7 protein-coding genes are annotated in these 13994 nt (G+C 73.2%); 2 read left to right on the top strand and 5 right to left on the bottom strand.

Going from position 1 to position 13994, the window contains the following annotated elements; all coding sequences use genetic code 11:
- Position 1: 1 nt before the first annotated feature.
- Both OEB99_RS12960 and OEB99_RS12955 read left to right on the top strand, forming a co-directional pair.
- On the top strand, positions 2-2578 hold the full coding sequence (locus tag OEB99_RS12960) for a carboxypeptidase regulatory-like domain-containing protein (RefSeq protein WP_263577698.1): 2577 nt from the start codon (positions 2-4) through the stop codon (positions 2576-2578).
- 14 nt (positions 2579-2592) lie between these two features.
- Positions 2593-8601 (top strand): carboxypeptidase regulatory-like domain-containing protein, encoded by a 6009-nt coding sequence (locus OEB99_RS12955; RefSeq protein WP_263577697.1) that lies wholly within the window; start codon positions 2593-2595, stop codon positions 8599-8601.
- A gap of 88 nt (positions 8602-8689) precedes the next feature.
- Here OEB99_RS12955 and OEB99_RS12950 read toward each other — a convergent pair whose 3' ends face one another.
- From OEB99_RS12950 to OEB99_RS12930, 5 genes are read right to left on the bottom strand one after another with little or no spacing between them, the layout of a single operon-like run.
- Entirely contained in the window at positions 8690-9262 is a 573-nt protein-coding gene (locus OEB99_RS12950) for a hypothetical protein (protein WP_263577696.1), read from the bottom strand.
- Positions 9255-9794, bottom strand: coding sequence for a phage tail protein (locus OEB99_RS12945; RefSeq protein WP_263577695.1), 540 nt, complete (start codon positions 9792-9794; stop codon positions 9255-9257). Before OEB99_RS12945 ends, OEB99_RS12950 begins: the two co-directional genes overlap by 8 nt.
- Positions 9795-9843: 49 nt before the next feature.
- On the bottom strand, positions 9844-11790 hold the full coding sequence (locus OEB99_RS12940) for a putative baseplate assembly protein (RefSeq protein ID WP_263577694.1): 1947 nt from the start codon (positions 11788-11790) through the stop codon (positions 9844-9846).
- Positions 11790-12233 (bottom strand): GPW/gp25 family protein, encoded by a 444-nt coding sequence (locus tag OEB99_RS12935; RefSeq protein ID WP_263577693.1) that lies wholly within the window; start codon positions 12231-12233, stop codon positions 11790-11792. The genes OEB99_RS12940 and OEB99_RS12935 overlap by 1 nt, the downstream gene beginning before the upstream one ends.
- Positions 12233-13987 carry a phage baseplate assembly protein V gene (locus OEB99_RS12930; protein ID WP_263577692.1) on the bottom strand — a complete coding sequence of 585 codons (1755 nt, stop codon included), beginning with the start codon at positions 13985-13987 and terminating at the stop codon, positions 12233-12235. Before OEB99_RS12930 ends, OEB99_RS12935 begins: the two co-directional genes overlap by 1 nt.
- Positions 13988-13994 lie beyond the last annotated feature (7 nt).

Raw genomic sequence — 13994 nt, 5'->3', positions numbered from 1 at the left:
GATGCGCCTCGACCTCGCCCCGCGCCACGTGGCCGCCGTCGTCGGCGGCCCGACCACCGTCTCGGTGACGATCACCAACACCGAGGACCTGATCAGCGGCTACGCGGTGCGCTGCCTCGGCGTCGACCCGGCCTGGGTCCGGGTGGACGACCCCGAGCCGACCCTCTTCCCCGGTGAGACCACGTCGGTGCAGGTGACGCTGGACCTCCCGGCCGACGTCCCGGCCGGCGAGCGGCGGATCGCCGTGCAGGTCCGCGAGCTGACCGGCGAGCGCCGCACCACCGTCGAGGAGCTGGTCGTCGACATCCCGGGCGCTCCGAGCGTCGAGGTCCGCCTCGAGCCGTCCATCGTGACCGGCGGCAAGCGGGCGGTCTTCGGGGCGACCGTCGTCAACAGCGGCAACACGACGCTCGACGGCGCGCTGGTCGGCAGCGACGCGGAGCGGGCGATCACGTTCGTCTTCGAGCCGCCCGAGCTGCACCTGAGCCCGGGCGAGCAGACGTACCTCGAGCTGACCACGTCCGCCAAGCGCAGGTTCACCGGGTCGCCCGAGCCGAGACCGTTCGAGCTGCGGGTCGAGGAGCGACCGCCGCAGGCTCCCGCGAACTGGAGCACGCTGGTCGCCCCGGGCGGCACCGCGGAGCCCGCCGTGTCCCCGCAGGACGGACCGCCCGCGGCGATGGGGGCCTTCGTCCAGAAGCCCGTGCTCGGCCGCGGGCTGCTCGCGCTGCTCGGCCTGCTCCTCGCGGTGACCATCTTCGCGATCGTCATCACGCTCGCGCTGAGCGGCGTCGTGCAGCGCTCCGCCGCCGACCGCGACCTCGCGATCCAGGTGGTCCAGGCCCGCGAGCAGTCGACGACCACAGGGACCTCGTCGGTCGGCGGGCAGGTCCGCCTGCTGTCCACCGGCGAGGGGGTCGTGGGCGTCTCGGTCGACGCGTTCGACGAGTCGGACACCACGGCGCCCGTGGCGACCACGGCGACCGACGACAGCGGCGCGTTCTCGGTGGGCTCGCTGCCGGCGGGGTCGTACAAGCTGCGGTTCCGGGCCGCCGGGTTCGCCGAGGTCTGGTACCCGTCGTCGCCGACCGAGGCGGACGCCGAGCTCGTCACCCTCGCGGCCGGTCAGGCGGTCAGCGACCTGAACGTGTTCGTCGGCGGGGTCCCGGCGACGGTCTCGGGCACGGTCACCGGCACCGACCCCTCGGGTGCGGTCGTGCGCCTCGAGCTGCCGCTCGACGTGCCGCCCCTCGCCGGGACGGTCAGCCCGGTGCCCGGTGAGGCCCCGGCGCCCACCTCCGGCGCCGTCGTGCGCACCGTCCCGGTCGGCGCGGACGGCTCGTTCGACCTCACCCAGGTGCCGTCGCCCGCGGTGTACGACCTCGTGACGACGAAGTCCGGCTACAGCACCCAGGTGCAACGCATCGACGTCGCCGCCGGGGAGAACCGCTCCGACATCGAGGTGCCGCTCCTCGAGGGCGACGGCGTGATCTCCGGCACGGTGACCGGCGCGTCCGGGCCGATCACCGGCGCGACCGTGGTCGCGACCTTCGGTCAGGTGTCGGTGCGGACCGTCACGCTCACCGAGGACACGCCGGGCGCGTTCACGCTGCGTGGCCTGCCCACGCCGGGCACGTTCACCGTGGTGATCGGTGCCGACGGGTACGCCCCGGCGACGCTCAGCCTCAACCTCGGTCCCGCCCAGGAGCTCACCGGGGTCGCCGTCACGCTCGGCGCGGCCGCCGGGACGCTCTCCGGCACGGTGACCACGCCGGACGGCACAGGGGGTGTGACCGTCACCATCACCGACGGCGCCGACACCCGGCAGACCGTGACCCAGAGCCGGTCGCCGGTCGGGTCGTGGGCGGTGTCCGGGTTGCGGATCCCGAGCACCTACACCGTGACGTTCTCCCGCGGCGACCTGCAGTCGCAGGTGCTGTCGGTCAGCATCGACGGGTTCGGTCAGGTCACCGCCGGCGCTGCGGACGCGTCCTCGGTGGACGTGACGATGCGGCGCGCGACCGCGCAGATCGTGGGCACCGTGACCCAGAGCCCGGCGGGCGGCGGCACCGCGACCCCGGCCGGCAACGTGACGATCTCCGCGAGCTCGGGGCAGGCGCAGTTCACCATGACCTCGGCGTCCACCCCCGCGGGCTCGGTCGGGGCCTTCACGATCCAGGGGCTCCCGCCGGGGACCTACACCGTGACGTTCAGCCGCAAGGGGACCCGGCCGACGTCGATGATCGTCCGGCTCGTGGCCGGCCAGGTCCGCACCATCAACCCGGTGCTCGTCTCACCCGCGTCGATCGGCGGCGTGGTGGACCAGGCGGGGGTCCCCACCGTCGGCGCCGTGGTCTCGCTGTACCTCGCGTCGGAGTACGGCACCGAGGCCCCGCCGGTCGCGACGGCGGTGACCAACACCTCCGGGCGCTACTCGTTCGCCGACGTGGACGCGCCGGAGTTCTACCTGCTGGAGGTCAAGCTCTCGGTGAACGGGGCCGCCGTCGCGACGTCCGCGCCGACCACGCTCAACCCGAGCCAGCAGCTCGCACTCGACATCACGATCCCAGGGCCGTGAGAGGTGACCACCCGATGAGCGCACCGACCCCGGGCAGACCGACCGTCAGCGTGGCGGTCGAGCCCGGCGCGCACGCGCCCTCCGGCAGGGACGCCCTCGTGCGGGTCCACGTGCGCAACCTGACCGACGGACCGCAGGACATCACCGTCGCCGCGATCGGCCTCGACGGCGCCTGGACGGCGCAGCACGGCCGCGCCGAGGCGGTCCCGGCGGACGTCACCGTCACGTTCGAGCTCGCGGTCAGCATCGCGCGCGGAGCCGTGCCGGGGGTCTACGCCTTCGCGTTCGCCGTGCAGGGCCAGGGGCCGGGCGGCGCCGGCGCGCCGGTCACCGTGGTCGACACGTCCCTGACCGTCGACGCGCCGAGCTCCGTGGTCCTCGGCGTCGAGCCCGCGGAGGTGACCGCGGTCTTCGGCAAGGACGTGACCGTCGTGCTCAGCAACGCCGGCGAGACGCCGGCGGACCTGCTGCTGGACAGCACCGCGAACTCCGAGCTGCGGGTCGAGCTGACCTCCCAGGTCGTCACGGTGCCGCCGCACGCCACCGTCCGGATGCCCGCGCGGATCACCGTGGCCCACCCGCGCGTCGTCGGTGCGCGCGACCGGAGCCCGTACTCGGTCCTGGCGCACGGCGACCGGGCGCCGGCGAGCTTCCACGGCGTGCTGACGGCGCGGCCCGTGCTCTCCTCCGGGATCCTCAAGGCCCTCGCGATGCTCACCGCGGTGGCGCTGTGGGCGACCGCGATCGCGTTCGTGGTGCCGTGGCTCTCGCACCGGGCCGGTCAGGCCGACGTGGTGGCCGGCACCCAGTCCGGCTCCGGCACGGGCGACGGTTCGGGCGGCTCGGCCGATGGCTCGGGCGGCTCGGACGCCGGGGGAGCCGGCGGCTCGGGTGGTCCGTCCGGCTCGGGCGGCGGCTCCGGCAGCACCGCGGGCGGCACCGGTGAGGAGGTGCGGATCGGTGGCGTGATCACCGCGGCCGACCCGTCCGGCTTCCAGGTCGAGATCGTCCCGGCCGGCCAGCTGGTCTCGCAGACGTCCGCGACGGTCGGGGACGCGGCGAGCATCGCGGGCGCGGCACTGGTCACCGGTGACGGCGGCGGCGGCGCGGCCACCGGGAAGGTGTCGGCGTCCGCGCTCGCGCTGCAGCGCACCGCGGTCGCCGACCCGGCGCGCACCACGTCCTCGCTCGACGACGGGACGTGGGCGGTCGCGGGGATGTCGCCGCAGACCAACTACCTCATCACGGTCTCCAAGCCCGGGTTCCAGACGCAGCGGTTCGAGATGAGCGGGGCGGCCGCGGCCGCGACGCCGCTGAAGATCGCCATGGTCGCCGGCGCGGGGCAGATGTCCGGGCGGATCACCGGTCCCGGCGGCGCGATCGGCGGGGCGAGCATCACCATCACCGACGGCACGAACGTCGTCACGACGAGCACCGCGACCGAGGGCGACGTCGGCTCGTGGTCGGTCGACGGGCTGTCGACGCCGAGCACGTACCTGGTGACCGTGGCGGGGACGGGCTACGGCGCGCAGTCCCGGCTGGTGCCGCTCGACGCGGGCGGGTCGGCCGTCGTGAACCTCCCGCTGACCCACGGCGTCGCGTCCCTCGCCGGCACGGTGACCGGGCCGGACGCGCTCGGCGCGATCGCCGGGCTCGGCGGCCTGACCATCACCGCGACCGACGGCACCACCACCCGCACCGCGTCGAGCGTCACCTCCGGGCAGGTCGGCGCGTTCGTGCTCGCCGACCTGCCGGTGCCGTCGACCTACACGGTCACGGTCAGCGGCGCGGGCTACGCGTCGCAGACCACGACCATCACGCTCGGCACCGGCCGGGCTGCGGCCCGCCTCGACATCCGGCTGGGGCTGTCCACCGGTGTGGTGCAGGGCACCGTCAAGAACCCTTCGGGCAAGGGTCTCGGCGGCGCCGGCCTGACCCTCACCGACGGCGAGAACACCTACAAGACGATGAGCACGTCCGACGCGTCCGGGACGTTCCGGTTCAACGGGATCGCCCCCGGGTCGTACGTGCTGTCCAGCGAGCTGTTCGGCCACGTGGACGCGTACGCACCGGTCACCGTGACCGCCGGGAAGGTCTCGACGGCAGACCTGGAGATGACTCCGATCCCCGGGTCCGGCCTGCTGTCGACCTCGGTGATCCGGGGCCGGGTCTCCGACGCGCGGACCAACGGCCAGATCACCTGCACCAACCTCGCGCCGACCGAGACCTGCGAGATCACGGTGACCATGACGGCACCGGGCGCGGACGGCAGCACCCGGAACATCAGCGTGACCTCGGCTCCCGACCTCGAGTACGTGATCCCCGGACCGGGCGACGAGGGTCTGCTGCCCGGCCTGTACGTCCTGACGATCTCCGTGCCGGGCTACGAACCCGGGACCGTCTCGGTGCGGGTCCCGATGGACCAGACCGTCGAGGCGGCCCAGGTCGCGCTGTACCCGTCGCCCTCCGTGGTCGGCACGATCCTCACCCGGGTCGGTGCCGTGCCGGCCGGCACGTGCGTGATCGCCTGGCCGACCGGGTCGACCGGGTCGCCCGGGCCGTGCACCGTCGGGACCGACGCCGCCGGCGACCCCACCTGCGTGATCGGCGATCCCGCCCAGTGCGCCGGTACCGCGACCGACGGCTCCTACGCGCTCGAGCGGCTCGGGAGCGGGCAGTTCGACGTCTCCGTGCAACCGGGCGACGACGAGTACCTTCCGGTCGCGCCGGTCGCGATCGTGCTGACCCCCGGGGACGTGCGGCGCTACGACGCCACCCTCGACCGGCAGGCGAGGGTCGCGGTGAGCGTGCTGTCCGACGACGGTTCGTCGTCGCTGCTTCCCGCGTCCGGCGCCGTCGTCACACCGGTGCGTCTCTCGCCGGGGGCGTTCACGCCGCCCACGACCCCGTGGACGACCGGTGCGTCCGGACAGGTGGTCGTGACGCACCTGCCCGCCGGGACCTACCGGTTCGACGTCTCCTGGACCACCGGGAGCCCGGCGGTGGAGCTCACGGCGTCGTCCGCCGAGCTCACGGTCGGGACGAACCAGGAGCTCACGACCCAGGTGGTGCTCACCCGCGCGCGCGCCGCGTTCGGCGGCACGGTCGTGACCCAGCTCACCGCGACGGCGTTCACCCCCGTGGGGTCCGCCGCCGTCCAGCTCACCGGTGTCACCGGCTACTCGGGCCTGGTCCCGGTGACCTCCTCGGCGACGGCGATCACGAACGCGAACGGCGAGTTCCAGGTGGTGGCCAGCCTGGCCGACGTCGTGGACGCCTCCACGGTCTACCTGCCGCTGGTCACCGACCAGGTTACGGTGTCGGTGACGTACCCCTTCGCGGGCACGGCGCCGTACCGGACCCTCGTGCGGACCAACATCCCCATCTCGGACCTGGCGGCCCCGCTCGTGCTCGAGCCCACCGGGCGCCCGTTCAGCGGGACCATCACCTACACCGGCGCACCCGCACCGACCGCCGCGGAGATCGCGTCCACCACGTTCGTGGTCGAGCAGGCACCGCCCGGCGCGAGCAACGCGGGCCTCAGCGCCGTCGCGACCGGGGGTGGCGCCGCACAGCTCGTCTGGACCGACCTGTCCCAGCCCTCCGACCCGTCGACCACCGGGGCGACGATGGCGCGGCCGGGCACCTACCGGGTCCGTGCGTCGCTGGCGGGCTTCGACTCGCAGGTGCTGACCTTCACCATCCCGGTGCTCCCCGCCGCGCTCCCGGCGGTCACCTTCGACCTGCCGCGGTTCGGCGACCTCACCGTGGAGGTGGTCACGGGTGCCGGCGCCACACCCGTACCCGACCCGGTGGTCACCCTGATCCGGCCGGCGTCCGGGAACATCACCACCGCGGCCGTCCCCGGCACCAACCGGGTCGCCTTCGGCCAGATGGCGAGCGGCACCTACCAGGTGAGCGTCCAGGCGGCGGGCTATCGGTTCGACACGTTCTCGGTCACGGTCGCTGCGGGTCAGAGCACCCCCATCCCGGTGACGGTGGTCAAGCTCGGCGAGATCTCCGGCACGGTGTCGGTCCAGCGGTCCAGCGGCATCACGAGCACTCTCTCCGGGGTGACGGTCCAGGCGACCATGGGCAGCGTGACGCTGCGCGCGACCACCGACGCCACGGGCGCGTACCGCATCACGGGCACCACCACGACGCAGGGCCTCAACGCCGGCACCTGGGCGGTGTCGGTCGTGGCGGCCGGCTACAGCTTCCTCGACGGGTCGTCGTCGGTGTCGGTGGCGGTCACCGAGGGGCAGACGTCCACGACGAACCTGACCCTCAAGGCCGACCCGCAGAACCTCACGATCACCGTGTACGACCCGGACGACGCGACGTCGACCGCCGTGAACGCGCTGCGTGTCTCCCTGATCGGCCCGGACGGCACGAGGGAGATCGACTGCACCGCGGTGACGACGTCCTGCCCCACCACGCCCACCGGCGGCCAGTACGTGTTCACCTCGGTCGCCCCCGGGACGTACACGCTGGCGATCGCGGGCGGCGGGTTCGCGCCGCTCACGGTGAACATCACGGTCGCCGCCGGTGAGCCGACCCTGCTGACCCTGCCGATCGCGGCGCGGTCCAACACGGTCAGCGGGACGGTGTCCGGGCAGGCCGGAGCGGCAGCCGCGGTCCCGCTCGACGGCGCGACCGTGGAGCTGTGGTCGTCCCCCGCCGGCACCGACCCGGTCGCGAGCACCACGACGACCTCCGGCGCGTTCTCGCTCACCGGGATCGCGGACGGGCAGTACACGATCGTGTTCACCGCCGACGGCTACGGGTCGAGCAGTCGCACGATCACCCTGAGCGGCGGCCAGCAGTTCACCGCGGACGTCGTGCTCTACACGGTCGCGCGCCAGGTCACGGTGACCCTCACCTCGGCCCAGGGATTCGACCTGACCGGCGCCCTGGTGACCCTCGCGCCGGACGGCGGCGGGCTCTCCCTGGCGGCGCAACCGGTGGTGCGCACCGGCCAGACCACGTTCGCGACGACGTTCAACCAGGTCCCGCCGGGAGCCTGGACGGCGAGCGCCTCCGGGCCGGCCGGGCACGTCGGCACGTTCACCGCCGCGGTCTCGGACACCGCGACGACCGCCGCGATCACGGTCTCGGAGATGCGGATCCGGGTGACCGCGACGTCGAGTGCGGCGGACGCGCCGTCGATGCCGTTCACCGTGACCCGCAGCAGCGGGAACGACTCGGGGACGACGGTCTACTCGGGGACCGCCGGCATCGACACCGGCGCCGAGGTGGTCTACGTCGACCGGACGAGCAGCTACGCGGTGACCCCGAGCGTCTCCGGCTGGCAGGCCTCGCCGAGCTCGGTGACGGTGAGCACCTCGACCGCCTCGGTGACCGAGGTGACCGCCGCCTTCACCCTGTCCAAGGTCGGGACGACGACCACACTCGCGGCGAGCGCGACCACGATCTCGCCCGGTGACGCGCTGACGCTGACCGCGACGGTCAGCCCGGGCTCGGGCGGGGCGTCGGGCCTCAACGGCGGCACGGTGACCTTCTCGCGTGACGGCACGCCCATCCCGGGCGACGTGACGCTCACCGGTACCGGTGGCACCCGGACCGCGACGCTCACGCCGGACACCTCGGCCTGGACGGGGGGCACGACGTCGTTCACCGCGACGTTCAACGGGACGACGACGTTCGCCGGCTCGACCTCGAGCGCCGTGACGGTCACCGTCCGGTTCGCGACCGCGACGGTGCTCGCCTCGGACACCTCGACGTTCACGGCGGGGACGTCGACCGCGATCGTGCTGACCGCGACGGTCACCAGGACCTCCGGGACGGTCGACAGCGGCACCGTGACGTTCAGGGCAGGTGCGACGACCCTGGGCACGGGGACGGTCAGCGGCGGCACGGCCACGCTCACCGTCCCGGGCACGACCACGTCGACCTGGTCGGCGGGCACGGTGAGCCTGACCGCGGAGTACGGGGCGACGAGCACGCTCGCCGGCTCGACGAGCAGTGCCGTGACCGTGACCGTGACCGCGGCCGGAGGCTGACCGCTACCCGTGGCCGGGGTCGTCGTGCCGGCCGTGGACGTAGCCGGCGGTGGGTCGTCGGCCGGCGCTCAGCGCACGGCCGGAGGCTTCACCAGAGTGCGCCGATCAGCCACGCGGTCGCGGCGAGCGCAGCCATCGCCGCGAACCACCACCACGGGAACGGCTGCGGCGGGTCGGCCTCGCGGATCGGCTCCGGCAGCACGATGACCGCCGGCTCGGGCACCGGGAGCGGCTCCGGCTCGGGCGGCGGGGCCGGGTTCATGTCGGCCCCGCACCGCACGCAGACGTCGGCGGTCGGGTCGTTCAGCTCACCGCACTCCGGGCACGGCATGGTCGCGGTCAACGTGTTCCCGGACGCTCCGGGGGCCCGGCGCAGGTAGCCGTCGGTGTCCTCCGGCGGCGCCTCGGAGCGGTCGCGTGGACGGGCCCAGAACAGCGGGTAGTCGCAGCGCGGGCAGAAGTCGTCGGAGTCGCGCCGGGACAGGTCCACCACCGTCGGCGTGCCGCACTCGGGGCAGACGATCGTCGTCTCGTCCGACCCCGACGACACCGACGGGTCGGCCGCCGCGGGACGCTCCGGGGCGAACGCGCTGTGCCGGGGAACCGGAGCGGCGGGTCCAGGTCCGACCGGGCCGCTCGACCAGGGGTCGGTCTCAGTCATGGCGGACCCCCACGGTGGGCTGCGGCCAGATCTGCCGGTCGCCCACCCACAGCTCGGCCCGGACGTGGGCCGGGATGTGGTCCGCGACCAGCGTCACGAAGTCCGCGTCCGACAGGGTCCCGGTGGACTCGACCCGCATGACGACCCACGCGTGGTCGGGCGGGGCCTCGCCCTCGCCCCAGACGCCGCCGCCGTCCTCGACGAACGCCGGCCCGCCGGAGAACAGTCCGAGGACGACCTCCAGCGACCCCAGCGTGCCGCGCCGGGCGAGGGTTCGCGACGCGGTCGTGACCAGGCGTCGCTGGGTCTCCTCGGGCAGGTCGGGATCGATGCTCGTGGTCCCGATCCAGGTCGCGAGCCAGCGCAGCATCGCCGGCGGCGTGAGCGTCGGGTCCGCCAGGTGCGGGAGGTTGTCGGCATGCGCGGTGAGCGTGCCTGCCTCGGCCTGGAAGATCGACACGAACCGCGTGAAGAAGTCGTCGCCCAGCATCCCGACCGGGAGCTGGTTGAGCAGCCACTGGTCGCGGCTCATCGCCGACCCCCTGTCCGGGGCCGTCCGGGCGCGCGACGAGACCGGGTCCTCATCGGACGACCACCCGGTGCTCGGCCGACAGGAACAGCGTGTGCGGCTCGGGGTGCAGGAAGTCCTGCCCGCTGCCCAGCCGACGCCGGTTGCGCAGGTCGTACGCGAACAGCTGGACCTCCTCGACCCGCTCGACGCCCTCGACGGCTTCGATCAGCTGGGCCAGCTCGGCCGCGGTCAGGTCGGTGTCGAACGGCCAGCCGGTGCCGGCCGGACCGCCGGTCAGCGGGTTCACATAGCGGTCGACCTCGCTCATCACGCGCTGCCGGACGAGTGCAGCCGGGCGGCCGGGCAGTGCGCGCACCAGGACGGCTGCGCTCACGCCCTGGTAGAACGGCGTCCCGACCTCGACCCCCACACCCACGCAGCGCCGCTCCTCGAGCACGTCGCGGATGGTCCGCATCAGCGGAGCGGACAGTGCGTAGTCGTCGATCGTGTGGGCCTCGGGCCCGGTCCGGACGTGCGGGACCACGAGCACCCGGACGGCACCGTTGGACGTCTCGGTCCCGGGCAGGCAGCGGGCCCGGGCCACCTCGACGGAGGCCTCGCGGGTGAGCCGCTCGAAGTCCCCGGGCGTCACGGCGCGCTCGCCGGTGCGCAACGAGAGCGGACCGCGGACCTTGGCCTCCGCGACCGTCTCGGCGTCCACGCCACCCGACGCGGGCAGCTCGTTGACGACGCTCGCGACGAACGGCAGCGTCGAGCGCAGCGCGGTCAGCGTCCGGGCGCCCACGTTGCCTGCCGCCCCGCCACCGGAGCGGTAGCCGCTGACCTGCACCACCGCGCCGTCGGGCGGGATCGCGCCGTGCTGGCGAACCGTGCCGTCCGGGTAGCGCACGCGCGGCCCGAACCGCACGACGCCGGTGGCCGACTCCCACACCACGTGGTGGTCGCCGGGGCCCGAGGCGGAGAAGTCCTCGACCTCGGTCCACTCGGTCGACCCGGTCGGGGTCACGGTGCGCACGACCTCGCCGTCGCGCCGGGCCGCGACCGGCACCGACCCGACCTTGAACTCCTGCGCGGGGACACCGGTCGACCGGCCGAGGTTCTCCGCCCCGAGCCGTCGCGCGTGCTCGGCCGGAACGGTCAGGCCGACCACGGCCGGGCGGATGCTCTCGAGCCGGGGCGAGGCCTGGTAGGTGGGCTGCCCGGGCGCCGGTCGGAGCAGGCGCACGCGCAGCCAGTACGCGACCGTGCCGGCGAGCATGAGCGACGCGTGCGAGTCGGGCACCAGCAGCACGATCTCGCCGTTCCGGTTGAGGCCGCCAGTCGTGTCGGACTGCACGCGGACCGCGGTCCAGGCCTCACCCGTCCAGACCTCCCAGGCGAGCGGAGGATTCAACGGGTCGACACCGATCCCCTGCGCGGTCGCCTCGACGCTCAGCTGCAGGGCCATGCCGGCGAGGGAGCCGTCGAACCCGAGGTACGCCGCGTCGCCGGGCTGCACCGGGGTCGAGCCGAAGCAGGTGAAGGCGCTCCCGGGATAGGCGAGGTCCTCCCGGCCGTCGACGGTCTGCTCGTCACGGGCGCGGCTGGAGTGCGCGGCGGTCAGCCGGGGCGTGGCTGCCACGGCCTCCCGCACGGTGGAGAAGACGACCGCGTCGGTCGCGCTCGTCGACGTGGTCACCTCGGTGCCCAGCGGGATCACCACGGGTCGCTCCGGGGGAGCCGAGAGCCAGAACGTCACGTCGGTGTGCGCGACCGACGGCGGGAACGGCTCGATCCCGGCGAGGTTGAGGAAGTGCACGTAGAGCCGCTCGGGCACCTGGTTCACCCGGAACAGCACCATCTCGCTCATCCAGGCGAAGAGCTCGATCAGCGCGACGCCGGGGTCGGAGACGTTGTGGTTGGTCCACTCGGGCGTGAACCGCGGGATGAGGCGCTTGGTCTCGTCGACGATGTCCTGGAAGGACCGGTCGTCCAGGTTCGGAGGAGGGATCGGCATCAGGTCTCCTCGCGGGGGATCACGTAGAACGGGTAGACGAGGTTGCGGCGGTCGTTGGTCGTCTTGACCCGGTAGCGGATCGCGATCCGGACCAGGGCGCTGTCGTCGTTGTCCTGCACGGGCCGGACGTCCTCGACCTCGACGCGCGGCTCCCACTGGGCGAGGGCGTCGCGGACCGCCTGGGAGATCAGGCCGAGCAGGTTCGGGGTGACGGGTTCGAACAGCAGGTCCCAGATCCGGCAGCCGAACTGCGGGCGCATCAGGCGCTCGCCGGGTGCGGTGAGCAGGATCACCCGGATCGCGCGGTCGAGCTCCTCGCTGCCCTCGGTGAGCCGGATGGCGCCGCGGTGGTCGACCTCGAGCGGCCAGCTGAAGCCGCGCCCGATGAAGCTCGGGTCGGCGCCCGTCGCGCGGGCCGACGGTTGCGGGTGGTAGGCGTCCATCAGTTGATCTGCACCATCCCTCCCTTGACGGCGGTGATGCCCGAGGCCTGCACGGTGGTCGTGGCGTCGCCCTTCAGCTCGGCCTGGGTGCCGGACGCGGAGACCTTCGCGGTGGCCTTGAGCGTGACGTTCGTGCCTTCGATCGAGACGTTGTTGGCGGCCTTGAGCGTGAGATCGGTGGCGGCGGACACCGTGATCGCTCCGTTCCCGTCGAGCTCGATCGACGAGCTGCCGACGGTGATCTTCAGCGGGACGTTCGTGGGCAGCTTGAGGTCGGAACGGTCCTTGCCGAGGCGGAGGCTGATCGCCTCACCCGCCAACGCCAGCTTGATGTGCTGGGTGTTGGCGCCGGCACCGTCGGAGAGCTCGACGACGTGCCCGAGCCGGGAGGTGATCCGGCGGCTCTCGACCTTGCCGTTCCCGACCAGGTTCGCCGGGATCGTGTCCTTGGTGCCGAACAGGCCGCCGAGCACCACGGGCCGGCGGACGTCGCCGCCCTCGAAGCCGACCAGGACCTCGTCGTTCACCTCGGGGACGAACACCATGCCGCGGGACGCGCCGCCGCCGAGCACGGCGAGTCGTGCCCAGTGGGACTCGACGGTCGACTCGAGCCCCGGGAGCGAGACCTTGACGCGGCCGGCGTTGTCCGGGTCGTTCTCGATCGCGGAGACGACGCCGACGACGAGCCCGTCGTGGACGAAGCTCGATCGTGGGGCCTCGCCACCGGCCAGGCTCGGCACCTCCCGGTCGCCGCCGACGAACGAGACCTCCAGGTCCCGGCCGCCACGGAAGGTGTACTCGACCTCCCGGACGTAGTAGTCGCCGGCGGTCTTGCCGACGCCGGCGATCTCCACCATCGTGCCGGGTGCGAGCGTGGGCGCGTTGTAGCAGCGTCCCCGGACCGTCACCCCACCGGTGGCGGCGGCCGCGATCGCCGCCAGTGCTCCCGCCTCCGACTGGTCCACCGGCATGGATCTCGTGCTGAGGACGGTCGCCTCCTCCGAGTCCCCCGGGATCAGGTGGCCCAGACCGGTCTTGTCCAGCTGGGTGCGCTGGAGCGTTGCCTTCTCGACGACCTCGGTCTTGTTGAGGTGGTCCCAGCTGCGCACCGTGACGGTGCTGGGGGCATCGCTGTAGGCCTTGGCGGTGAACTCCAGGAGATCGACGCCATAGGTGAGCAGGAGGTCGGCGCTGGCGTTGAGATCGGGCGTGAAGGCGCGGAAGGTCGTTCCGTCGGCCAGCCAGTCGAGCGAGCTGCGACGGCAGAGCTCGTCGATGAAGGCGAGGTCGGTGTCGGTCTGCAGCGTGTAGGCGTACGTCGTCGTTGTCGCCTCGATGTCCGGCGTGGCGCCCGCGCGGGAGACGACCTGGCTGATGATGTCCGACGCCTTGGTGTTCAGGTACGTCGCAGCTCCGGCTCGGCGGCTCAGCGTGAACGCGACGTCCTCGGCGATGACCTCGAGCTCTCCGCCCTGGTCGCCCGCACGCTGGCCGATCGAGGTGACCGTGCCCTCGAAGATAGGTGTGCCGCCGTACGTGTCGCCGGCGGCCATGACGCCCACCCGGATCGACGTGCCGACCTTGAACCGGTCGGAGTCGATCAGCTCGAACTCGTGGTCGATGAAGCGCAGCAGGCATCGGCCGATGGTCCGCACGGCACGCCGCACCCGCATCTCGATGAGGGTGTCGAGCAGGGCGTCGGAGATCTCGGCGCCGTCGATCTTGATCGTCGGGATGATGACGGAGCTTGACATCTCCGGT

Source organism: Actinotalea endophytica, assembly GCF_025717005.1.
In the GTDB taxonomy this organism is placed as follows: Bacteria; Actinomycetota; Actinomycetes; order Actinomycetales; family Cellulomonadaceae; genus Actinotalea.
This window is presented reverse-complemented; position numbering and strand designations above follow the sequence as displayed.